This window comes from Cupriavidus ulmosensis, from assembly GCF_977008105.1.
Genome location: NZ_CDRMWP010000002.1, coordinates 188,848 through 211,001 on the forward strand (window position 1 = coordinate 188,848; position 22,154 = coordinate 211,001).

Genomic DNA, 22,154 nt, shown 5'->3' on the forward strand with positions numbered 1-22,154 from the left:
TCTGGCGTGTTCGGTGTGCTCGGGGTACCGGGCGGCGGCGCTCAGGCCGCGCCCTTGTCGCGCATGGCCTGGCGCAGGCCTTCGGCCACTTCCTCGGTGCGGGCGGCGGCGGCGCGCTCCAGCACCTTGGAAATGCTGGGCGCGGCTTCCGCGCCGCTCACGCGCTGCACCGGCTGGTCCAGCCAGTCGAAGAAGCGGCGCTGGATCTCGTCGGCCAGCCAGCCGCCATAGGAGGTGCCGCGCGCGCCCTGCTCGGCGATCAGCACGTTGTTGGTCTTGCGGATGCTCTGCCCGATGGTGTCCCAGTCCAGGCTGGCGCGGTCCAGCCAGCGCAGGTCGATGACCTCGGCGTCGATGCCGGTCTGCTCCACCGCTTCCAGCGTGTGGCCGACCATCGACAGGTAGGTGAGCACGGTCAGCTCCGCGCCGCAGCGGCGCACGGCGGCCTTGCCCACCGGCAGGTGGTAGTCGAAGTCCTCGACCGGACCCACGCCGGTGGCGTTGTACAGGTCGACGTGCTCGATCACCAGCACCGGGTCCTTGCAGGCCAGCGCGGTGTTCATCAGGCCCACGTAGTCGAACGGCGTGGACGGCGCCACGATGCGCCAGCCCGGGCTGGTGGCGAAGATGCCGGCCGGGTCCATCGAGTGCTGCGAGCCGTAGCCGGTGCCCATTGCCACCTTGGTGCGCAGCACCAGCGGCACGTCGCTCTGGCCGCCGAACATGTGGCGCGCCTTGCCGATCTGGTTGAAGACCTGGTCGGCCGCCACCCACATGAAGTCCGGGTACATGAACTCCACCACCGGCTTGTAGCGGCCGTCCAGCGCCAGCCCGCCACCGAGGCCGACGAAGGCGTTCTCGCTGATCGGCGTGCCCAGCACGCGCTCGGGGAAGCTGTCGCGCAGGCCGCGCGTGGCGCCGTTGGTGCCGCCCTTGAGGCGGTGCACGTCCTCGCCCATCACCACCACGGACGCATCGGTCTCCATGCGGCGGTGCATGACGTCGGCCACCACGTCGATGAACTTGCGCGGTGCGAGCTTGCCGGCGAAGCCTGCTTCTTCCTCGCAGCGCAGGCCTTCCAGCTCGGACAGGTCGCCGCGGATGCCCACGTCGCGGAAATCCGGGCTCGGCCACAGCTCGGGGCGGATGCGGCGCTTGCCGGCCTTGCCGGACGGGTCGGCCTCGGTCAGCGCGGCGGCGGCTTCGCGCATGGCCTGGCGCACGCGCTCGCGCAGCGCGGCGATCTCGTCGGCGCTGATCAGCCTGCGCTCCTGCATGCGGCGCGCCATCAGGTCGAGCGGGTCGCGCGCGCGCCATTGCTGTTCTTCTTCCTTGCTGCGGTAGCCGAAGGCGCTGCCCGGGAACGGGCCGTTCTGGTGGAAGAAGCGGTACAGGTCCGCCTCGATCACGGTCGGGCCGCGGCCGGCGCGCATGTGCGCGAGCGCTTCCTGCGTGGCCAGCCAGACCGCCAGCGGGTCCATGCCGTCGACCTTCCAGCTCGGGATGTTGAAGCCCATGCCGCGCGCCGACAGGCGCGGCTCGGCGGTGGACTCTTCCACCGTGGTGGAGACCGCGTAGCGGTTGTTCTCGATGAAGAAGCACAGCGGCAGCTTCCACGCCGCGGCCAGGTTCATGGTCTCCAGCACCGAGCCGATGTTGACCGCGCCGTCGCCGAAGTAGGTGATGGCCACCGCGTCGGTGCCGGCATGGCGGTGCGACCACGCCGCGCCGGCCGCCATCGGCACGCCGCCGCCGACGATGGCGTTGGTGCCGAGCGCCCCGGCCTCGGCCCACTGCAGGTGCATGGAGCCGCCGCGGCCCTTGCAGTAGCCTTGCGCGAGGCCGAGGATTTCCGCCAGCGTGCGTTGCAGCAGCGTCTGCACGCCATCCGCCAGCGGCGCGCGCGGGTCAATGCCGCCGGGCGCGAGGTAGCCCAGCGCCTTGGACAGGAACTGGTGGTGGCCGCGGTGCGAGCCGTTGATCTGGTCGGCGCCGGTCAGCGGCACGATGGAGCCCGCGGCGCCGCCTTCCTGGCCGATGCTGGAATGCGCCGGGCCGTGGACCAGCCCTTCGGCGGCGAGTTCGAGCACGGCTTCCTCGAAGCCGCGGATCAGGTGCAGGTGGCTCAGCAGCGTGCCGAGCAGGGCCGGGTCCGCGCGGGCCCAGTCTTCGTCGGTGGCTCGCAGTTCCACCCATTCGGCGGCGGGGCGCAGGGCGCTACGTTCAGACATTTGAGAATCCTCGGTTGCCGGTCGTGGCCGGCCGTGTTGTGTTCGGTGTCGTGTGCGGTGTCGCGTGCGGTGTCGTGTGCGGGAGGTGGCGCCGCGCGCCGTTCAGAAGCCGTCCGCGGTCCAGCCGCCGTCGGAGACCAGCGCGTGGCCGGTGATGAAGGCGGCCGAGTCCGAGGCCAGGAACAGCGCCACCTCGGCCATCTCGTCGGGCGAGCCGAAGCGCCGCAGCGGCGTGCGCGCGAGCAGCGCCTCGCCGTCGATGGCGCCGCGCGCCAGCAGCGTTTCCATCAGCGCGGTGCTGGTGTAGCCGGGGCACACCGCGTTGACGCGGATGTTGTATTCGGCCCATTCGGCGGCCAGCGACCTGGTGAGCGAGACCACGCCCGCCTTGGCCGCGCAGTAGGCCAGGCGCCGCGCCGACGAGGCCAGGCCCCACATCGAGGCGGTGCTCAGGATGTTGCCGCCGCCCTGGCGCACCATGCGGCGCGCCGCCGCCTGCGCGCAGTAGAAGACGCCGGACAGGTCGATGTCGATGGCGCGGCGCCAGTCCTCTGGCGTGAGTTCCAGCGCGGGCTTGTTCATCGAGATGCCGGCGTTGTTGAGCAGGATGTCGATGCGGCCGAAGCGCGCCTCGGTGGCGGCGCAGGCTCGCTCGACGGCGTCGGGGTCGGTGATCGAGGCGACCACGGTATCGACCTGGGCTTCCGGATACGCCGCTTCCAGCTCGGCGCGGGTGGTGGCCAGCCCGTCCGCGTCCAGGTCCAGCAGCATCAGCCGCGCGCCGTGGCGCGCGAAGCCGTGCGCCATCGCGCGGCCGATGCCGCTGGCGCCGCCGGTGTTGAGCACGGCCTTGCCGGCCAGGCCGGGGTAGGTGGCGCGCGCGAACGGTTGCGCGTTGGGGTATCCAGTCGGCAAAGAGGTGCTCATACGGCTAGCCAGTCCTTCAGAAGTTGGGTATTGGAAGTGAGTTGCGCGGGCGTGCCTTCGTAGACGATGCGGCCGTGGCCCATCACGCAGACGCGGCTGGAGACCTTCAGCGCGATGGCGAGCTTCTGCTCGACCAGCACCACCGACACGCCGCGCCGGTGGATGTCCTGGATGGCCTCGCCGACCACCGCCACGATCTTGGGCGCGAGGCCCTCGGTGGGCTCGTCGATCAGGATCACCAGCGGGTTGCCCAGCAGCGAGCGGCACATGGTCAGCATCTGCTGCTCGCCGCCGGAGAGGCTGCCGGCCTTGGTGTTGCGGCGCTCCTTGAGGCGCGGGAAGTAGTCGAACATCTGCTCGAGCGTCCATTGCGGCGCGCCTTCGGTGGCGCGCTGCTCGCCCATGCGCAGGTTCTCGTCCACGCTCAGGTTGGCGAACACCTCGCGCTCCTCCGGCACGTAGGCGATGCCGCGCCGGCAGATCGCGTAGGACTGCGCGCCGGCCAGGTCGCGCCCGCGCAGCCTGACCTCGCCCGCGCTGGGCGGCACCAGGCCCATGATGGCCTTGAGCGTGGTGGAGCGGCCCGAGCCGTTGCGGCCCAGCAGGCTGACCACCTCGCCGTGGCCGACGTGGAAATCCACGCCGTGCAGGATGTGGCTCTTGCCGTAGTGCGCGTGCAGGCCCTGCACGGCGAGCAGCGGGGCGCCGCTCTCGTTCTGCATGGATGGCGTGCTCATACGCTGACCTCCTCGCCCAGGTAGGCTTCCTTGACGCGGGCGTTGTTGCGGATCTCGTCGGGCGTGCCGGTGGCCACGATCTCGCCGTAGACCAGCACGCTGATGCGGTCGCTGAGCGCGAACACCACGTCCATGTCGTGCTCCACGATCAGCAGCGTGCGGCCCTGCGCGATCTCGCGGATCAGGCCGGCGGTGTAGTCGGTCTCTTCCTGCGACATGCCGGCCATCGGCTCGTCGAGCATGATGACCTTGGGGTCCGAGGCCAGCGTCATGGCGATCTCCAGCGAGCGCTGCTCCGAGTACGACAGCTCGCCGGCGGTGTCCTGCGCGCGCGCGGCCAGCCGCACCTGCCCGAGCAGGTGCATGGTTTCGTCGCGCACCGCGCGCAGCTTGTGGGCGAATTTCCACAGCGTGTATTGCAGGCCGTGGCGCCGCATCACGGCCAGGCGCAGGTTCTCGTACACGCTCAGGCCGGCAAAGATGTTGGTGATCTGGAACGAGCGCGCCAGGCCGCGGTGGTTGATCTGCTGCGGCGACAGGCCCTGGATCGGCTCGCCGCCCAGCACGATCTCGCCGTGCGTGAGCGGCAGGCGCCCGGAGATCAGGTGGAACAGCGTGGACTTGCCGGCGCCGTTGGGGCCGATCAGCGCATGCCGCTCGCCGCCGGCGAGGTCGAGGTCCACGCCGCGGATGATGTCGATGTCGCCGAAGGACTTGCGCAGCCCGCGCAGGGAAAGGATCGGTTCGGTGTTCATGCGCGTGCTCATGCCGGGGTCCTCCGGGCGGTGGTGGCGGCGCCGGCGGCTTCCGTCCCGGCGGCGGGCGCGGCCTCCTTCAGCCGCAGCCAGCGGCCGTTGGCCAGCCGCGCCGTGGCGATGCCGGCCAGCAGCAGCGCCGCCGGCACCAGCCAGGTCAGCGGCGAGACCGGGTCCCACTCGCGGCCGAACAGCGGGATCGCGGGCCAGCCGGCGCCGCCGTTGAGGGAAGCCATCGAGCGGTAGTCCTGCGAGAAGAAGCGCTGCAGCATCTCCACCGTGAACACCGTGCCGCAGGCCAGCAGCAGCGTGCCGACGAGATAGGCCAGCGTGACCGGCAGCAGCGCGCGCAGGCCGTAGGTCTTGCCGTGGGCGACGAAGGACTGGATCAGCCCGGCCAGGCCGGTGGGCATGAACAGCATCACCAGCACGAACACGATGCCCTGGTACAGCAGCCACGAGCGCGTCAGGTCCGACACCGCGTAGCCGAAGAACGTCATCACCGCCGCGCCCAGCGCCGGCCCGAGGAAGAGCTTCACGCCGCCGATATAGCTGTTGAGCACCACCGCGGCCGAGGCCGAGGACTCGAACACCACGTAGTTGGCCGCCTCCATGTTGATGGCCTGCAGCGCGCCGGCAATGCCGGCGAACATGGCCGAGACCGCGAACACCAGCACGCCCAGGCGGTGCGTGTCGTAGCCGAGAAAGCGCAGGCGGTTGGCGTTCTCGCGCAGGCCGAGCGTCAGGCGCCCCACCGGCGTGAGCGTGAACAGGTACAGCAGCGCCAGCGACAGCAGCACCCAGGCCAGCGTCAGGTAATAGACCTGGTTGCTGTCGCCGAAGCTCAGGCCCCACGCCGGCATGCGCATGGTGGACAGGCCGGCCTCGCCGCCGAACCAGCCCTTCAGGTGCGGCGCCAGCGAATGCAGCAGCTCGGCCAGCGCCAGCGTGATCATGGCGAAGTAGACGCCGGTGCGCTTGGTGGCGAACCAGCCGGCGGCCAGCCCGGCCAGCAGGCCCATCGCGCCGCCGGCCAGCGGCAGCAGCGGGGTGGGCAGCAGGCCGTTGCCGCCGAAGGCGTTCATGGCGTGCACGGTGGCGAAGCTGCCGATGCCGAAGTAGGCCGCGTGGCCGAACGAGAGCATGCCGCCCTGGCCGCTGAGCAGGTTGAAGGCGGCGGCGAACAGCACCGCGATCAGCATCTGGATCGAGGCGTTGACCAGCGACGGCGACAGCACCAGCGGCAGCGCCACCAGCGCGGCGGTGCCGAGCAGCAGCAGGATCTTCTGCGCCGGCGACAGCCGGGGGGCGGGCGCGGCGTGCGTGGCGGGCGTGGCGCGCGGCAGGCGCGGGGAATGGGGGACTTGGGTCATGCTTACTCCTTCTCGCCCATCAGCCCGGACGGACGCACCAGCAGAATCAGCAGCATCAGCGCGAACGGGATGGTCCCGGCCAGGCTGGAGAGCTTGAGGGTCAAGAGGCCGCCGACGTCCTCGGCCCAGGCGCCCGCGCCAACCAGCGCGAGCAGGTCGGCGAGGCTGCGGTCGATGCCGACCGAGAACGACGTGATCAGCCCGATCAGCAGCGACGCCAGCATGGCGCCGCCGAGCGAGCCGAGGCCGCCGACCACCACCACCACGAAGACCATCACGCCGAGCTCCAGCGCCATGTTGGGGTTGGTGGTGTAGAACGCGCCGGCCACCGCGCCGGCCAGGCCCGCCAGCGCCGCGCCGATGCCGAACACGCCCATGAAGACCAGCGGCACGTTGTGGCCGAGCGCTTCGGCCATGCGCGGCTTGTAGATGGCCGAGCGCACCACGATGCCGACCCGCGTGCGCGTGAGCAGCAGGTAGATGACGGCGAACATGGCCAGCGCGATGGCGCCCATGAACACGCGGTAGAACGGATAGGCCGAGGCGCCCAGCCGGAACGCGGCAAAGTCCAGCGCCGCCGGGATGCGGTAGTCCACCGGGAAGTTGCCGAAGAACAGCTTGATCAGCTCGGCGATGATGAACGACAGGCCGAAGGTCAGCAGCAGCTCGTGCGCGTGGCCGTGGTGGTGCACGCGGCGCAGGAAGAAGCGCTCCACCGCCACCCCGACCAGGCCGACCAGGACCGGCGAGACCACGATGGCGGGCCAGAAGCCGAGCGTGCCCTGCAGCGCGTAGGCGAAGTAGGCACCCAGCATGTAGAACGAGGCGTGGGCGAAGTTGAGCACGCCCATCATGCCGAAGATGAGCGTCAGCCCTGCCGACACCATGAACAGCAGCAGGCCGTAGATGGCGCCGTTGAGCAGTGAGACGATGAGATATTCCATGAAGGCTTCCTTGGAACGAGCCGGTGCGGCGCGCGGCGGTGCGCGATGCGGCCGGCCGCGTCCGGCCCGGTCCGCGCCGGGAGGGCGGGAACCGGGCCGGTCTTGCTGGTGTGGTGCTGGCGTGGTGCTGGCGGAGTGCCGGGCGAAGGCGGCGGATCAGCCGGGGCGCTGCATCTTGCAGCTGGCCTGCGGCGGCGTGGCGGCCTCGGCCGCGGAGAAGGTCTTGACCGGCTTGAAGCCCATGTCGGTGCCGTCCACCTTGAACCTGGCGTCCCTGGAGACTTCCGACACCACCATCGGCAGCAGCACCTGGTGGTCGGCCGCGCGCATGCTCATCTCGCCCATCGAGGTCTTGATGCGGGCCGCTTCGAGCGCCTTGGCCAGCGCGCTGGTGTTGAGCTTGCCGCCTTCGGGCTTGACCGTCTTGAGGGCCTCGCCCAGCATCTCCACCGCGAACACGGTCTGCGGCTCGATGTAGGCGGGCATGTGGCCCTGCCTGGCCTTGAAGTCGCTGGCGAAGCGCTCGCTGTCGGCGCCGCTGGCCTCGGCGTTGAACGGATGGGCGACGAAGTGGCCGAGCGCCACGTCGGCGGCGTTGCCGATGTTGCCGGGCTGGTCGAGGAACACCGTGGCGAAGCGCGTCTTCAGCCCGGCGGCCTTGCTGGCCTTCATCAGCAGCAGCAGGTCGTTGGACCAGTTGCCGGTGATGACGCTGTCGGCCTTGGCCGCGGCGATCTTGGCCACGTAGGGCGAGAAGTCCTGCACCTTGTTGACGTCGTGCAGGGTCTTCTCCACCACCGTGTAGCCGCCGGGGCCGGCGTAGTCGATGGTCGCCTTCTCCATGTCGGCGCCCCACGAGTAGTTCTGGTTGATCGCGTACACGCGCGTGCCCAGCGCGTGCAGCGGCTTCATGGCGCCGACCAGCGCCTTGACGCGGATCTGCGCGTTGGTGGCGAACTTGAAATGGTAGAAGTGGCACTTCTCGCCGGTCAGCTCCATCGCTTCGCCGCCGACGTTCATGAACAGGATTTCCTTGCCCGGATTGCGCAGGTTGTACTTGCGCACGTCCTCGGTGATCTGGCCCGACACCGCCGACGACGAGCCCTGCATGACGATCTGCGCGCCGTCCGCCACCGCGGCCTTGAGCTTGTCGGCGGCGCCGGCCGGGCCGCCCTGGTTGTCGTACTCGACCAGTTGCAGCGGCTCGCCGTTCCAGCCGCCGGCGGCGTTGATCTTGTCGATCGCATAGCGCGCCGCCGCGCGGAACATCAGGCCGGTGGAGGCCTGCGGCCCGGACAGCGTCTCGACCAGCGCGACCTTCACCGGCGCCGCCGATGCCGCGCCGGCCAGCAGGCAAAGCGCCGCGGCTGCGAACAAAGGACGGGGGATGCGGCTACCGCTCATGAGTGTCTCCTTATCTTGTTGGGATCGTCCGGGGCCGCTGGGATGGGTCCGCCGTGGCGGTCTGACCTGTGGTTAAAGTGGTCTGACAGGTTTACTATAGGGAGATGCGCGGAAGCCGTCAACGGCGAAGTGCGCGCTGTGAGGGTTTCTACCAAGGCGTAGCCGGCGCTTGCCTCAAGGAACCGTCGTCATTGCCGCTTTCCGTTGTGTAGGCTGGATTGGCGGGAAGCCGTAGGAAATGGCCGCGGGCGCCGTGTCGGGGCATTCCGCACGTTTCACCCCGATCAAGACGTGCTACATTGACCTGTAAGGCCAATTCAAGAATCATGCGCAGCCGCGGGGCGGCTGACGCCAGGGAGCAAGCAGTGAACAAGACCGTGACCGGTGCCTCGCCACCGTTGACCCAGCGCCCGGAGGGAACCATGTTCCATCCCGAGCCCAGGCACCTGCCAGACGAAATCGCCAGGCGCCTGATCCACGCGATCCAGACGGGCGAGTTCGCCGTGGGCGACCGCCTGCCGAGCGAGCGCGTGCTGTGCGAGCAGTTTTCCGTGAGCCGCGCGGTGGTGCGCGAGGCGCTGTCGCAGCTCAAGTCGGAAGGCCTGGTCGCGCCCAAGGCCGGCAGCGGCGTGTTCGTGACCGAGCGCAGCCAGCGCCAGGCGTTCCGCATGCAGGACGTGGCCATCGACGAGAAAGACTCGCTGGCGATGGTGATGGAACTGCTGGTGACGATCGAGGTGGCCGCCACCCGCTTCGCGGCCATGCGCCGCACGCCCGAGGACCTCAAGCGGATCCGGCGCGCGCTGATCGGCATGGAATACGAGATCGCCAACGACCGGCTCGGCGACGAGGAGGATTTCGCTTTTCACCAGGCCATCGTCGAGGCCACCCACAACCCGCATTTCCAGGCGCTGAGCGAGCATCTCGAACACGGCGCGCGGCGCGTGATCCGGCAGGCCAGGAGCAATACCAAGAGTCATCACGCCAATCTCGTCGAGGCGGTGCAGGACGAGCATAAGGCGATCTACGAGGCGATCGTGGCGGGGGATGCGGAGCGCGCGGCGGAGGCGGCGGAGACGCATTTGCGGAATGCGGCTAAGAGGTTGAATATGTATTTGAAGGGGTGAGGGGGAGGTTGAAGGCTTTGGCTTCAAGGTCAAAGGATTAACTTCAACTGCTGAACGTCAAAGTCAAAGGCTTTCGCGCCCCCGGCGCGACCTACTTTCTTTTGTCCGAAAAGAAAGTAGGCCAAGAAAGCGGACTGCCTTGCCGGCAGGGGCAGAGCCGAACAGTGTTGCCGAGGTTGGTGGTTTCGTCGTGGGGGCGGTGGTTCTGTTCGCATTCTGCCGTTACCGGTGCGGACGGCCACTAAGCTGCGAGTCTTGCTGGTTTCGCGGTCAGACCTATGATGGCGAGCGCACTGCCTGTTCTGGCATCTGCCGTTACCGGTTTGGGCGGCCACGACATAGCATTCTCGTGTTTTCGTGGTGGGCGTGGTGGACCGGGGCGCGGGCGTGCGAGGGGTGGGGACATCGTGCTTGTCCCGGGGTCCTTGTTGTTCTGGTTTCTTCTCTCCTCCTCTTTCCAAACCGGCCGGCGGGCGCGCATCACCCGTTCATGGGATAAATGGCGGTTTTTTGCGCACCGCAGCAGTTTCGGCGCCGCGTCCGGCCAGCTTGCCCACGCGAGCGATCACTTCGGCCAGCAGCGCGGAGCGGTCGTCGGTGCGGTAGCTCATCATCACCGGCGAGGTGAAGCCGGGCGCGTTGATGGGCATGTAGGCCACGTCGTCGCGGTGCAGCCGTTGCACCGACGCCGGCACCAGGCAGATGCCGAGCCCGGCGGCGACCAGCCCGATGGCGGTCTGCAGTTCGTTGGCTTCCTGCGCCACGCGCAGTTGCAGGCCGCGCGTGCGGAACAGCGCCAGCACGTGGTCGGCGTAGCTGGGCCGCGGGCGCGCGGGGTAGAGCACGAACGGGTGGGCGGCGAGCTGGTCGGGCGTCATGGGCGGGCGCGCCAGCGCGGGGTGGCCGCCGGGCACGGCCACCATCAGCGGTTCGGCCATTACCACGGTGCGGGTGATGGCCGGGTCGTCCAGCACGATGCGGCCGAAGCCGATGTCGATGCGGCCGGCCTTGAGCGCTTCGAGCTGCTGCACCGTGGTGAGCTCGGACAGCCCTACCTCCAGCGCCGCGTCGGAGCCGCGCACCAGCCGGATCAGCTCGGGCAGGAAGCCGTACAGCACCGACGGCACGAAGCCGATGCCGAACCAGCGCTTCTCGTTGCGGCCGATGCGCCGCGTGCCTTCCACGATCTCGTCGATGCGCTGGCCGAGCTGCAGCGACTGTTCCAGCAGGAAGCGGCCCGCCTCGGTGAGCCGCACCGCGCGCGAGGAGCGGTCCAGCAGCACCGTGCCGATCTCGTCTTCCAGCTGGCGGATCTGGCGCGACAGCGGCGGCTGGGCGATATGCAGGCGCTCGGCCGCGCGGGTGAAGTTGAGCTCTTCCGCGACGGCCTGGAAATAGCGCAGGTGGCGAAGCTCCACGGCGCCTCCTTTCTATACTCTAAAGGTATGGATCGGGACATACTCGGTCTTGGACACCCCCGATGTCAAGCCGGATACTGCGTGCAGCGAATCCGGGCCACTCCCCTCCGCAGGCCCGGCGGACATCAAGGTAGTCACGCAAGCATGAAAGCCACCGTCACCTCCGTCGAAGCCATCCTGGTCGACCTGCCCACCATCCGTGCCCACCAGCTGGCCATGACCACCATGCAGCGCCAGACCCTGGTGATCGTGCGGCTGCGCTGCAGCGACGGCATCGAGGGCATCGGCGAGGCCACCACCATCGGCGGGCTGAGCTACGGCGACGAAAGTCCCGAAGGCATCAAGCTGACCATCGACACCTACCTGGCGCCCGCGCTGGCCGGGCTCGACGCGAGCAACGTCCACGCCGCCATGCAGCGCCTGGGCTCGGTGGCGCGCGGCAACCGCTTCGCCAAGTCGGCGCTGGAGTCGGCGCTGCTCGACGCGCAGGGCAAGCGCCTGGGCCTGCCAGTGTCGGCGCTGCTGGGCGGCGCGGTGCGTCCCAACCTGGCCTGCCTGTGGACGCTGGCCAGCGGCGACACGGGCCGCGACATCGAAGAGGCCGAATCGCTGCTGGCGGCGCGCCGCCACAATACCTTCAAGCTCAAGATCGGCCGCCGCCCGGTGCGCGAGGACGTGGCGCACGTCTCGGCCATCAAGCGCGCGCTGGGCGAGCGCGCGCGCGTGACGGTGGACGTCAACCAGGCCTGGAACGAGGCCGAGGCCGCCACCGGCATCGCCATGCTGGAAGCCGCCGGCATCGACCTGGTGGAGCAGCCGGTGCCGCGCGAGCAGCGCGGCGCGCTGGCGCGCCTGGCGGCGCGCTTCGTGGTGCCGGTGATGGCCGACGAGGCGGTGTGCGGCCCGGAGGACGCGATGGACCTGGCGCGCCAGGCCGCGGCCGACGTGTTCGCGCTGAAGATCTCCAAGTCCGGCGGCATCTACGAGATGCTGCGCACCGCCGCGGTGGGCGACGCCGCCGGCATCGCGCTGTACGGCGGCACCATGCTCGAAGGCAGCGTGGGCACCATCGCCGCCGCGCACGGCTTCGTCACGCTGCCGCGGCTGGCCTGGGGCACCGAGCTGTTCGGCCCGCTGCTGCTCAAGGACGACATCGTGACCGCGCGCCCCGAATACCGCGACTTCGCGCTGCACCTGCCGCCCGGCCCGGGCCTGGGCCTGGCGCTGGACGAGGACAAGCTGGCCCACTACCGCCGCGCCTGAGCGCGCCGAAACCCGTCGATGCGCATCGATGCGCATCGACATGACAAGACAAGGACGACGACATGCTTTTCCTGGTGAGAATGGACGTGAAGCTGCCGGCCGACATGCCGGCCGCGCTGGCCGACGAGATCAAGGCGCGCGAGAAGGCCTATTCGCAGGACCTCCAGCGCCAGGGCAAATGGCCGCACATCTGGCGCGTGGTGGGCGAGTACGCCAACTACAGCGTGTTCGATGCCGAAAGCAACGACGCGCTGCACGCGATGCTGTCCGGCCTGCCGCTGTTCCCGTACATGGCCATCCACGTCACGCCGCTGGCGCAGCATCCGTCGTCGATCCGGTAGCGCCGCCGCGCGCCGGACCCGATAAATTCAATAAATCCCAAGAGGAGACTTCGATGCGCCTGCCATTCCTGCGCAACCTCGCCGTCGGCGCCGCCTGCGCACTGGCTACCCTGGCCGCCGTCCCCGCGGCCCATGCCGCCTGGCCCGACAAGCCGATCCGCTGGGTCGTGCCGTTCCCGGCCGGCGGCGCGATGGACAATATCGCCCGCACGCTGGGCGAGGAAATGTCGGCCTCGCTCGGGCAGGCCATCGTGGTGGAAAACCGCCCCGGCGCGGGCGGCAACATCGGCGCCGAGATGGTGGCGCGCTCGCCCGCGGACGGCTACACGCTCATCATCGTGGCCAACGGCATGGCGGTGAACCCGGCGCTGTACGGGCGCCTGAACTACGACCCGGTCAAGGACTTCGCGCCGGTCTCGCTGCTGGCGGTGGTGCCCAACGTGCTGGTCACCAACAAGGCCAGGAAGCTGCCCGCCACGGTGCCGGACCTGATCGCCGCCGCGCGCGCCAACCCGGACAAGTACACCTACGCCTCCGCCGGCAACGGCACCTCGATCCACCTCGCCGGCGAACTGTTCACCTCGCTTGCCGACGTCAGGATGCTGCACGTGCCCTACAAGGGCAGCGGCCCGGCCATGACCGACCTGCTCGGCGGGCAGGTCGACTACATGTTCGACAGCATCACCTCGGCCAAGCCGCACATCGACTCCGGCAAGCTCACGGCCATCGCGGTGACGACCGCCAGGCGCTCCACCACGCTGCCCAACGTGCCCACGATGGCCGAGGCCGGCGTCAAGGGCTACGACCTGTCGCCGTGGTTCGCCGCCTTCGTGCCGGCCCGCACGCCGCCCGAGGTGATCGCGCGCCTGAACCAGGCGATGGTCGCCGCGCTGGCCAGGCCGTCGGTGCGCACGCGCCTGGCCGGCATCGGCGCCGAGCCGATCGGCAGCACGCCGGCGCAACTGGGCAAGCACCTCGCCGAGGAAACGCAGAAGTGGGGCAAGCTGATCCGGGAGCGGGGGATTCACGCGGATTGATCATTTGAGTGGCGCTGCCGCCTCTTCTTGGCGGGTACCGTGTTTCCTGGCGGTGCGCCGATTGCCCCTTGTTGATAGCAGTGCTATCGTTCTTGCGTGACAGTATCGGAAGGGGAAATCATGGCCACTCTCCTGGTTCGCGGGATTGACGAGGCACTGGTGCAGCGGCTGCGCGAGCGCGCCGCCGCGCACGGGCGCAGCGCAGAGGCGGAACACCGCGAGATCCTCGCGCAGGCCCTGTCGGCAACCCGGCGCAGGAGCTTTGCCGACATCCTGGCCAGCATGCCGGATGTCGGCGAGGACAGCGATTTCGAGCGGCTCGATCCGTCGTCCGGGGCCGTCCATGTATTTGATTGATACCAACGTCATCAGCGAAGCGCGCAAGCGCGAGCGCGCCAACCCGGGGGTGCGAGACTTTTTCCGCGAGGCCGCGCAACGAGAGTCCGCTTTGTTTCTCTCCGTGGTCACGGTCGGCGAACTGCAGCGTGGCGTCGAGTTGATCCGGCATCGCGGAGATACCGCGCAGTTTGCCGCTCTGGGGGCCTGGCTCGAGTCTGTGTTGAGCGAATTCGCAGAGCGGATCTTGCCCATCGACGATGTCGTCAGTCAGGTCTGGGGCCGCCTGCGCGTACCGCACGCGGAGCATGCGCTGGACAAGCTGATTGCGGCGACGGCGCTGGTGCATGACCTCACGGTCGTGACCCGCAATGTCGATGACTTCGCGGGCTGCGGCGCTCGCTTGCTGAACCCCTTCGCGTAAATCCCCCCGCTTTCGCCTGCTGCGCTATTTCCCCGCCGAAAACCGGACATCCCCATACCACGCCCGCGCGACCGCGCCGGTGTTGTCGGTATCGGTGAGCAGGCCGTAGGCGGTGAGCCTGCCCGGTGCTTCCTTGAAGGCGCGCTCGTAGTCCTGCGCCACGTTGCGGCTCAGGGACAGCCACTTGCCGACGTCGCCGGGGCCGCCCGATACCACGATCATCTTGACGCGCGAGGTGTGCGGGTTGTCGAGGATGGTGCCCACCGGCACGCTGTCGGACCAGATGTACATCAGCGTGGCATAGGGCAGGTCTTCGCCGGCCAGCGTGTGCGCGAGCTGCATGGCGGCGCGGTCGCCAAGCGAGAGTTTTTCCTTGTCGCCGTCGAACAGGAAAAGCAGCCGCGCGGGCGCGTCTTCCTGCGCGGCCACGCGGTTGTCGGCGTTGTCGACGGGCTGCTCGATCTTCCAGCGCCAGCTCACCCGGGGCGTGGCGGCGAGATCGATGTCGCCGTCGTGCATCAGCGCCGAGGCGGAGGCGTCGGCGCTGGCTTCCAGCACCGTGACGTTGCCGTCGGCCACCAGGCTGTAGCGCGTGGTCATCTTGCCGCGCGCCACCGGCAGGTTCTTCCAGCCGGCCGGCAGCGCGCCGCCCGGCGTGTCCGTGGAGAACGCCACGCCGGGCGGCGCGGCCTGCGCGGCGGCCCACAGCGGCAGGCCGCAGGCCAGCAGGCCGGCCAGAAGCCGCCTCGATGCGCGGTGCATGGTCATGTGCGGGGGCTGGCCGGCGGTGTGATGGGAGTTTCATTGTAGGCAGGCGGCCCGGGGTTTGTCCGGCCCGGCGCGGCTCCCGGCCGCGGGCCGGCGGGACGCGCGCGGCCCGCCCCGGGGTCTGCGATGGCTTGCCGCGCGCGCGCGACGGCGCTCAGGCGATGCCGCCGCCGGCGCGCGGGATCTGGCCGTTGACCCAGTCGATGTCGGGTCATGGACCATTCCGGTGAATGGATAATCGGCCGGGAATTGGTATCATTGCTCCATCTTCCTCAATAATTGACCGCCACCGCGATGGACCGCTTCCAGGAAATGCAGGCGTTCGTGCGCATCGCCGAGCGCCAGAGCTTTACCCAGGCCGCCGAGGACCTGCGCATCCCGCGCGCCACCATCACCAACCTGATCAAGCGCATGGAGCGCCGCATCGGCACGCGGCTGCTGGAGCGCACCACGCGCACGGTGCGCCTCACGCACGACGGCGAGGCCTACTACCGGCGCTGCGTGCGCCTGATCGCCGACCTCGAGGAAGCCGAGGGGTCGTTCCGCAACACCGCGCCGAAGGGGCTGCTGCGCGTGAACCTGCAGGGCACGCTGGCGCGGCATTTCGTGGTGCCGTCGCTGCCGGATTTCCTCGCGCGGTACCCGGAGCTGGAAGTACATATCGGCGAGGACGACCGCCTCGTGGACCTCGTGCGCGAAGGCGTGGACTGCGTGCTGCGCGCGGGCAACCTGCAGGACTCGTCGATGGTGGGGCGGCGCGTGGCGCTGCTCGAGCAAGTTACCGTGGCCAGCCCCGCCTACCTGGCCCGGCATGGCGAGCCGGCGGACCTGGAGGCGCTGGCCGCGCATCGCGCGGTCAACTACATCTCGAGCGCCACCGGCAGGGTGGTGCCGCTGGAGTTCACCGTGGACGGCCGCGTGAGCGCCGTGCAACTGCCGGGCACGGTGTCCGTCACCGGGGCCGATCTCTACACGGGCGCGTCGGTCGCGGGGCTCGGGCTGGTGCAGGTGCCGCGCTACCGCGTGGCCGGCGAACTGGCCGACGGGCGCCTGCGCATGGTGCTGCCGCAGTTGCCGCCGCCGCCGATGTCGGTGTCGGTGCTGTATTCGCATAACCGCCAGCTTTCGTCGCGCGTGCGCGTGTTCGTGCAGTGGCTGCGCGAGGTGTTCGAGACCGCCGGCGTGCGGACGGGCGACTAGCGCCGCGCGCGGCGCCGCCGGTTCGGCGCGCGGCGGATGTCGACGGGACGAGGGAGAAAAATCAGTGCGCCTTCAGCTCGCACGCCGGACACACGCGCACCAGCAGCGGCGGGCTTTCCATTTCCGCGAGCGCGTCGCTGTCGTCGGAGGCCACCGCGCAGCGGCACGCGGGCGACGCGGCCAGCGGCTTCACGGGGTCGCCCTCCGGCAGCACCGCGTAGCGCACGCCGAGCAGGACGCGGCGTTCCCACGCGCCGGTGGGATCGAGCGCCAGCAGCCACAGGCGCGTCTGCAGCGACCAGTGCTTGACGGTCTCGCTCTTGATGAGCAGCCGCCGCGCGGCTTCCGCCGTGGTGATCTGGTGCGACACCAGATGGAAGAACGCTTCGGCCTTGTCGCCCAGGCGCAGGCGCCCCATCGGCGTGCCGGTCAGGCGCGTGAACGGCTGGCGGCAGCCGGAGCACTGGAACTGCGGCAGGCCGCCCTCGTCGGTGCTGTGGAAGGCCGCGCCCGCGCCGCAGCGCGGGCAGCGCGGCGCGCGGCGGCTGGCCACGTGCAGGCGGCGCCAGGCGGCCATCAGGTAGTCGGCCAGGGCTTCGTCGCCGGCGGCATTGGCGGCGCGCGCGCCGATATGGATCAGCGTGGTCGCGCGGCGCGGTTCGCGCGCGGGCGGCGGCGCGCTGCCGAGGTCGGCCAGTGACGGCCGGGGAGGGGCGAATCTGCTCATAACGTCGGCGCGGGCAAACCGGCCCAGGCTCCGGGAGCGATGAAAGTGGGCAGATTCTATGGGGGATGGGGTCGGCCCGAAACTGTGATTGATCACAGTGGGCGGTGCCGCCGGGCCGCCTTGCCGGGCCGCTGTGCCGCGCTAGGGCTTGATGATGCCGGCCGAGGCCGCCTTGACCACCGCCTCGATGCGCGTGGCCACGCCGAGCTTCTGGCGCGCGTTGTCGATATGGAAGTCCACCGTGCGCTTGGACAGCCCGAGGATGGTGGCGATCTCGCCGGAGGTCTTGCCGCGCGCGGACCAGACCAGCGCCTCCACCTCGCGCTCGCTGAGCTGCACGTCGGGCAGGCCGTGCCGCGTGCGCGCCACGCGCGCCAGCCGCGTCTCGACGATGCTGGTGAGGATGTCGAAGTCCACCGGCTTGGTCACGTAGTCGTCGGCGCCGAGCCGGCGGCCGCGCAGCTCGGCCTCGCGCTGGGCCAGCGCGGTGAGGAACACGAACGGCATGTCGGCGAAGCGCGGCGCCAGCGCGGCGATCTTCTCCAGCAGTTCGAAGCCGGTCATCACTGGCATACTCACGTCGCAGAGCACCAGGTCCGGCGCGTCGCGCAGGATGCTGGCCAGGCCCTGCTCGCCGTCGTGCGCGATGCTCACGTCGAAGCCGCGCTCGACCAGTTCCTCGGCGATCAGGGCGGCCGTTTCGGCATCGTCCTCGATGCAGAGTATCTTGCGGCTGGCGTCGTGCATGGCGTTCCTCGGTGGTGCGGGCGGGCAGAGCGTAAGCGATTTCCAGGATGACAGTCTCATGAATCACCCGATTCAGCCGGCGCCGGGCGGCCGGCGCGTGCGCCGCGGGCTCGGGCGGCGCCTGGCCGGGCTGCCCGATTCGGTGCCGATGCTGCGGCCGATCCGCGTGCGGCTGTCGCTCGTGTTCGTGCTGTTCCTGCTGCTGGTGGCCGGCGTGGGCCTGTTCGGCATCAACCGCCTGAGCAACTTCCACAGCGTGTCGGCGCAGATCAGCGGGCGCTGGCTGCAGAGCAACCGCATCCTCGGCGACCTCAACAATTATATTTCCGACTACCGCGCCTTCGAGGGCGATGCCCTGATCGCCACCACCGGCGCCGACCTGCGCGCGGCGCAGGCGCAGATCGCCCGGCTGGACGACGTGATCCGCGAGGTGGAGGGGCGCTACGGCAAGATCGCGCACGACCCGGCCGAACAGGCGCTCTACGAGCAGTTCATGGCGCAATGGGCCGCCTACCGCCAGTGCGTGGACGACGTGGTGGCGCTGGCCTACCGCAAGGACACCGCGCCGGCGGTGGCGCTGTACCGCGGCGAGTCGCGCCATGCGTTCGAGCGCGCCAACGGCACGCTCGGCACGCTGACCGAGCGCAACGTGGCCGGCGCGGCCGCGGCGACCGAGCGCGAGGCCGACGCCTACCGCGAGGCGCAGCGCCTGATCGCCGGCGCCATCCTGGTGTCGTGCTGCCTGGTGATCGCCGCGGTGGCCTACCTGGTGCGGGCAGTGTCCAACCCGATCGCGGCGCTGGTCGAGCGCATGCACCGCATCACCGACAACGACCCGCACGTCGACATACCGGGCGCCGGGCGCCGCGACGAGATCGGCGAGATCGCGCGCGCGGTGGTGCGCTTTCGCGACAACACGCTGGAGCTCGAGCGCAGCAAGGCCGCGCTGGCCGCGCAGACCACCATGCTGCAGGACACGCTGGAAAACGAGCGGCGCATGGCCATGCTCCAGCGCAATTTCGTCTCGATGGCCTCGCACGAGTTCCGCACGCCGCTCAACGTGATCGACGGCCACGCGCAGCGCCTGATGCGCATGAAGGAAAGCCCGTCGGCCGAGGTGCTGGCCGAGCGCTGCGGGCGCATCCGCGGCGCGGTGCGGCGCATGACCAGCCTGATCGACCATCTGCTCGATTCCTCGCAGCTGCTCGACGGCGGCCGCCTGGCCACGCTGCGCGGCGTGGATTTCTCGCTCAGCCTGCTGGTGCACGAAGTCTGCGAGATGCACCGCGAGAGCTCGCCGGCGGCCGTGATCGAGGAGATCGTCGATCCCGGCGTGGCGGAGATCTTCCACGGCGACGCCAAGCTGCTGTTCCAGGCCTTCAGCAACCTGATCGGCAACGCCATCAAGTACTCGGCCGCCGGCACGCCAGTCACCGTGCGCGTGCGCGGCGACGCGGACACCGTCAGCGTGTCGGTGGCCGACCGCGGCATGGGCATCCCGGACAAGGACCGCGGCCATATCTTCGAGCGCTTCGTGCGCGGCGCCAACGTGGCCGGCACGGCCGGCGCGGGCGTGGGCCTGTATCTGGTCAAGCTGGCGGTGGACCTGCACCGCGGCGAGATCCGCGTGAGCAGCAAGGAAGGGCAGGGCTCGTGCTTCGACGTGCGGCTGCCGCGCGGGCTGGACGGCGCGGGCGGCTGAAGCCGCGCGGCGGCGGCAACGCGAGGAAGGGAAAAACGGAGGGCGAAAAAAAAGCCCGCCTGGCGGCGGGCATTTTCTTGTGGCGGAGCGGACGGGGCTCGAACCCGCGACCCCCGGCGTGACAGGCCGGTATTCTAACCAACTGAACTACCGCTCCACATTGGCTGCGGAAACCGGACGATACCGGCCTCCGACGCGCTTGCCGAAGCTGCCATGAGTGACTGGCATGCCTTCGAAACTGGCGTCCCCTAGGGGATTCGAACCCCTGTACTCACCGTGAAAGGGTGATGTCCTAGGCCTCTAGACGAAGGGGACATGAACCTGCTTGCAACACCTTGCGGTTTCATGTCGCGAGGGGCGCAATTGTAGCGCCCTTCATTGCGGCTGTGAAGCGTTTATTCATCGAAATGCAAAAAACGCGCGCGCGACACGCGCGGCACCAGGCGCTTCGGCGGCGTGCTTCCGCGCGCCGCCGCAGCGCCCGTACCTGCCGTTCCCGCCGGCGCTGTTCAACCGCGCGCCGATCTGCCACCATTGCGGCCCCTCGTTTTCATGGCCCGGCAAGGCGCCCTCGCAATGGCTTCCAGCAAAGCACACCACGCCACCGGATGGGCGGCCGGACTGATCGCCGCGGCGATCGTCGCCAGCGCCGGCGCGGGCGGCCCCTATTCATTCGGCGCCGCGCTGGCCTTTGCCGCGGGCGTGGCCGGCGGCGGTGCGCCGGACTGGCTGGAGGTGGCGTGGTGGTCGCGCTCGCGCCGCCTGTGGATCGCCCATCGGACCTGGACGCACTGGGGCGTGGCCTGGCTCGCGCTGCTGGTGCTGTCGCACCGCGCGCTGGGCAGCCACGCGCTGGCCGCGCCGGCGTTCGGCTTTGCCTGCGGCGGGCTCATGCATCTGCTGGCGGACTGGCCCAACCCGCTCGGCGTGCCGTGGATCTGCGGGCGGCATTCGCTGAACTGGTGGAAGAGCGGGCGCTGCGACGCGCTGGTGGTGGCGGCGTCGTGGGCGGGCGCGCTCACGCTGTCGCGCCATGTGTGGTTCCACGGCGCGCACGGCCTGGACCTGCTGCATTGCCTGCGCGCGTGGCATCTGCGCGCGTGAGCACGGCAAAAAAAGAGGCGGCCACGAGGGGCCGCCGATCGGGAATACGAGGGAGGCAATTCCCTCAGGGATGACTAACGGCCGGTAAAAGTGCCACATCCACCCCTCCGATGTGGGGTGACTTTCCGTGCATATGCGTCGCGCCGATGCGCGCCTCAGGCTTCCAGGCAGCTCAGCGGCGCGCTTTCCGGGCCGGGTTCGTTGGCGCTCTGGCGTTGCCGCTGGCGCCGCACGCCGAGGGTCATCTCGGCGTGCGCGGCGTCGAGCCAGGCGGTGCGGTGGCGCACCGGGTCGCGCGGCGAGAGCGCTTCGGCGCCGACCTGCCGCAGGAAATACTTGACCATGCTGCCGGCGCGCGCGGGCACCGGCAGCATGCCGAGCAACTGGCGCCGCTGCAGCAGGCCGGTGTCGACGGCATGGCCCAGCGCGGCCCACGCGGTGCGGCCCAGCGCCACGTACAGGACTTCGCCGCCGGCCTGGGCGAGCCGCTCGAGGAACAGCGCCTCGAACACGTTGCGCAGCATCGGCACCGCCATCAGTTCTTCGAGGTCGCCGTCGTAGGCCAGGCCGCGCCGCGTGGTGGCGTAGGGCAGCAGGGCCAGCGGCTGCAGTCGCGCGAAGCCGTCGCCCCACAGCGAGGCCGCGTTCGGCAGGCCCACCAGCTGCGGGATGCCGAAATGGTCCAGCATGCGGATCAGGTTGGGCCGCACCAGCCGCCCGCCCAGCTCCACCTGGCGCTTGTTCTCGCGCTGGATGGCGCGCCCGGGCGCGTGCCGCTGCAGCAGGCGCTCGGTCAGTTCCGCGGCGAGCTGCACGTGGGTGTGGCCGGGCGTGGTGCTCACCAGCGCCAGCCGCGCGTCCGCGTGCGTGTGCTCGAACGGCACGTAGCGCATGACATAGAAGCGATCGCGATCAACCAGTACCGGCTTGTCGATCACGGACGCCGCCGACCCGCGCCGGATGCGCGAGCAGTACTCTTCCAGATAGTTCGCCAAAGTGTCCCCGCCTTACCGCAGATTTCTCTCTGTCTTCGCCCTGTCGCCGGGCGTGTTCCTGCATGGTAAGCCGCATGCGCGCGCCAGGCAAAGGCGGCGGTGCCGTTTCCGGCGCGGGGGGCCGGCGGGTATGTGGGGCAGCGAACCAAGCGCGCGCGGGTGCCATCCCGATGGCGGATGGACGCGGCGCGCCCGCGCGGCCGGTGGCCGTGCCGCGTCAGCGCGCCACGCGCTGCTCCTTGCGGCAGGCCTTGCAGACGTGCTCGAGGCCGCCGCGGCGGCGCCCGTCGCGCGAGAAGAACTCGCCGTCGGCGGGCCAGTATTCGCCGCAGTTGCGGCACAGCTTGAGCGGGCCGATATCGGACATCATCACCTCGGTGGCGGCATGGGCGGCGTGGCCCGCATGGGAGGCGGCGCACGGGCGCTCGAGTGCGGTGGCGTGGTCGTACATGGTTTCTCCTTGCCTGGCGCGAACGGGCCGGCGTTGGTCAGGTGCGCGGGCGCGTGGCGCGCGTCTCGGCGGGACGGCTGAAATACCCGGTTACGAAATGGACGGCCGCGCGGGCCGGATCCGCCCCGGCCGGGCGCGCGCGC

The 22,154-nt window shown here is 69.9% G+C and carries 22 protein-coding genes and 2 tRNA genes; 9 read left to right on the forward strand and 15 right to left on the reverse strand.

Features of this window, described 5'->3' with window-relative positions:
* Positions 1 to 41 precede the first annotated feature (41 nt).
* From ACWTPI_RS20800 to ACWTPI_RS20830, 7 genes are all read right to left on the reverse strand, one after another.
* Positions 42 to 2,231, reverse strand: a complete 2,190-nt coding sequence (locus tag ACWTPI_RS20800) for an alpha-ketoacid dehydrogenase subunit alpha/beta (protein ID WP_454732594.1) — start codon at positions 2,229 to 2,231, stop codon at positions 42 to 44.
* Positions 2,232 to 2,333: 102 nt separating this feature from the next.
* Positions 2,334 to 3,158, reverse strand: coding sequence for an SDR family NAD(P)-dependent oxidoreductase (locus tag ACWTPI_RS20805; RefSeq protein ID WP_454732595.1), 825 nt, complete (start codon positions 3,156 to 3,158; stop codon positions 2,334 to 2,336).
* Positions 3,155 to 3,895, reverse strand: a complete 741-nt coding sequence (locus ACWTPI_RS20810; RefSeq protein ID WP_020205439.1) for an ABC transporter ATP-binding protein — start codon at positions 3,893 to 3,895, stop codon at positions 3,155 to 3,157. The genes ACWTPI_RS20805 and ACWTPI_RS20810 overlap by 4 nt, the downstream gene beginning before the upstream one ends.
* Positions 3,892 to 4,662: an ABC transporter ATP-binding protein gene (locus tag ACWTPI_RS20815; protein ID WP_454732596.1), complete on the reverse strand. Its 771-nt coding sequence runs from the start codon at positions 4,660 to 4,662 to the stop codon at positions 3,892 to 3,894. The genes ACWTPI_RS20810 and ACWTPI_RS20815 overlap by 4 nt, the downstream gene beginning before the upstream one ends.
* Positions 4,659 to 6,023 (reverse strand): branched-chain amino acid ABC transporter permease, encoded by a 1,365-nt coding sequence (locus ACWTPI_RS20820; protein WP_454732597.1) that lies wholly within the window; start codon positions 6,021 to 6,023, stop codon positions 4,659 to 4,661. Before ACWTPI_RS20820 ends, ACWTPI_RS20815 begins: the two co-directional genes overlap by 4 nt.
* Positions 6,024 to 6,025: 2 nt before the next feature.
* On the reverse strand, positions 6,026 to 6,967 hold the full coding sequence (locus tag ACWTPI_RS20825) for a branched-chain amino acid ABC transporter permease (RefSeq protein WP_020205436.1): 942 nt from the start codon (positions 6,965 to 6,967) through the stop codon (positions 6,026 to 6,028).
* A 156-nt stretch (positions 6,968 to 7,123) separates the two neighbouring features.
* Positions 7,124 to 8,371: a branched-chain amino acid ABC transporter substrate-binding protein gene (locus ACWTPI_RS20830; protein WP_029044129.1), complete on the reverse strand. Its 1,248-nt coding sequence runs from the start codon at positions 8,369 to 8,371 to the stop codon at positions 7,124 to 7,126.
* A 422-nt stretch (positions 8,372 to 8,793) separates the two neighbouring features.
* Between ACWTPI_RS20830 and ACWTPI_RS20835 the strand changes: the two genes are divergently transcribed.
* Positions 8,794 to 9,498, forward strand: coding sequence for a FadR/GntR family transcriptional regulator (locus ACWTPI_RS20835; RefSeq protein ID WP_020205434.1), 705 nt, complete (start codon positions 8,794 to 8,796; stop codon positions 9,496 to 9,498).
* Positions 9,499 to 9,986: 488 nt separating this feature from the next.
* Here the strand turns inward: ACWTPI_RS20835 and ACWTPI_RS20840 are convergent, their stop codons facing one another.
* Complete coding sequence (locus tag ACWTPI_RS20840; RefSeq protein WP_454732598.1) at positions 9,987 to 10,916, reverse strand: LysR family transcriptional regulator; 930 nt, start codon at positions 10,914 to 10,916, stop codon at positions 9,987 to 9,989.
* Between the two features lie 144 nt (positions 10,917 to 11,060).
* Between ACWTPI_RS20840 and ACWTPI_RS20845 the strand changes: the two genes are divergently transcribed.
* The 5 genes from ACWTPI_RS20845 (at position 11,061) to ACWTPI_RS20865 (ending at position 14,317) form a co-directional block, all read left to right on the forward strand.
* The gene (locus ACWTPI_RS20845; protein ID WP_020205432.1) at positions 11,061 to 12,179 is read left to right on the forward strand and encodes a muconate/chloromuconate family cycloisomerase; all 1,119 of its coding nucleotides are present in this window, start codon (positions 11,061 to 11,063) and stop codon (positions 12,177 to 12,179) included.
* Positions 12,180 to 12,241: 62 nt separating this feature from the next.
* A complete protein-coding gene (gene catC, locus ACWTPI_RS20850; RefSeq protein ID WP_020205431.1) occupies positions 12,242 to 12,520 on the forward strand; it encodes a muconolactone Delta-isomerase in 279 nt (92 codons plus the stop codon).
* 53 nt (positions 12,521 to 12,573) lie between these two features.
* Positions 12,574 to 13,557, forward strand: a complete 984-nt coding sequence (locus ACWTPI_RS20855) for a tripartite tricarboxylate transporter substrate binding protein (RefSeq protein WP_059412114.1) — start codon at positions 12,574 to 12,576, stop codon at positions 13,555 to 13,557.
* A gap of 120 nt (positions 13,558 to 13,677) precedes the next feature.
* Positions 13,678 to 13,914 (forward strand): FitA-like ribbon-helix-helix domain-containing protein, encoded by a 237-nt coding sequence (locus ACWTPI_RS20860; RefSeq protein ID WP_020205429.1) that lies wholly within the window; start codon positions 13,678 to 13,680, stop codon positions 13,912 to 13,914.
* Positions 13,901 to 14,317 carry a type II toxin-antitoxin system VapC family toxin gene (locus tag ACWTPI_RS20865; RefSeq protein WP_029044128.1) on the forward strand — a complete coding sequence of 139 codons (417 nt, stop codon included), beginning with the start codon at positions 13,901 to 13,903 and terminating at the stop codon, positions 14,315 to 14,317. Before ACWTPI_RS20860 ends, ACWTPI_RS20865 begins: the two co-directional genes overlap by 14 nt.
* A gap of 24 nt (positions 14,318 to 14,341) precedes the next feature.
* Here ACWTPI_RS20865 and ACWTPI_RS20870 read toward each other — a convergent pair whose 3' ends face one another.
* On the reverse strand, positions 14,342 to 15,085 hold the full coding sequence (locus ACWTPI_RS20870; RefSeq protein ID WP_082079540.1) for a DUF3047 domain-containing protein: 744 nt from the start codon (positions 15,083 to 15,085) through the stop codon (positions 14,342 to 14,344).
* Between the two features lie 294 nt (positions 15,086 to 15,379).
* Between ACWTPI_RS20870 and ACWTPI_RS20875 the strand changes: the two genes are divergently transcribed.
* Positions 15,380 to 16,285: a LysR family transcriptional regulator gene (locus ACWTPI_RS20875; protein ID WP_454733985.1), complete on the forward strand. Its 906-nt coding sequence runs from the start codon at positions 15,380 to 15,382 to the stop codon at positions 16,283 to 16,285.
* Between the two features lie 61 nt (positions 16,286 to 16,346).
* On the opposite strand, the gene ACWTPI_RS20880 is transcribed toward ACWTPI_RS20875, so the two are convergent.
* Positions 16,347 to 17,012, reverse strand: coding sequence for a DUF746 domain-containing protein (locus tag ACWTPI_RS20880; protein ID WP_020205425.1), 666 nt, complete (start codon positions 17,010 to 17,012; stop codon positions 16,347 to 16,349).
* A 141-nt stretch (positions 17,013 to 17,153) separates the two neighbouring features.
* Positions 17,154 to 17,759 (reverse strand): response regulator transcription factor, encoded by a 606-nt coding sequence (locus tag ACWTPI_RS20885; RefSeq protein WP_020205424.1) that lies wholly within the window; start codon positions 17,757 to 17,759, stop codon positions 17,154 to 17,156.
* 58 nt (positions 17,760 to 17,817) lie between these two features.
* On the opposite strand from ACWTPI_RS20885, the gene ACWTPI_RS20890 reads away from it, so the two are divergent.
* Entirely contained in the window at positions 17,818 to 19,461 is a 1,644-nt protein-coding gene (locus tag ACWTPI_RS20890; protein ID WP_020205423.1) for a HAMP domain-containing histidine kinase, read from the forward strand.
* Between the two features lie 80 nt (positions 19,462 to 19,541).
* Here ACWTPI_RS20890 and ACWTPI_RS20895 read toward each other — a convergent pair.
* Together ACWTPI_RS20895 and ACWTPI_RS20900 are read right to left on the reverse strand one after the other, a co-directional pair.
* Positions 19,542 to 19,618 (reverse strand) — tRNA-Asp (locus tag ACWTPI_RS20895).
* Between the two features lie 82 nt (positions 19,619 to 19,700).
* Positions 19,701 to 19,776 (reverse strand) — tRNA-Glu (locus tag ACWTPI_RS20900).
* A 261-nt stretch (positions 19,777 to 20,037) separates the two neighbouring features.
* Here ACWTPI_RS20900 and ACWTPI_RS20905 point away from each other — a divergent pair.
* A complete protein-coding gene (locus tag ACWTPI_RS20905) occupies positions 20,038 to 20,565 on the forward strand; it encodes a metal-dependent hydrolase (RefSeq protein ID WP_454732599.1) in 528 nt (175 codons plus the stop codon).
* 155 nt (positions 20,566 to 20,720) lie between these two features.
* On the opposite strand, the gene ACWTPI_RS20910 is transcribed toward ACWTPI_RS20905, so the two are convergent.
* Entirely contained in the window at positions 20,721 to 21,560 is an 840-nt protein-coding gene (locus tag ACWTPI_RS20910; RefSeq protein WP_020204694.1) for a hypothetical protein, read from the reverse strand.
* 217 nt (positions 21,561 to 21,777) lie between these two features.
* On the reverse strand, positions 21,778 to 22,011 hold the full coding sequence (locus tag ACWTPI_RS20915; RefSeq protein ID WP_020204693.1) for a hypothetical protein: 234 nt from the start codon (positions 22,009 to 22,011) through the stop codon (positions 21,778 to 21,780).
* Between the last annotated feature and the right edge of the window lie 143 nt (positions 22,012 to 22,154).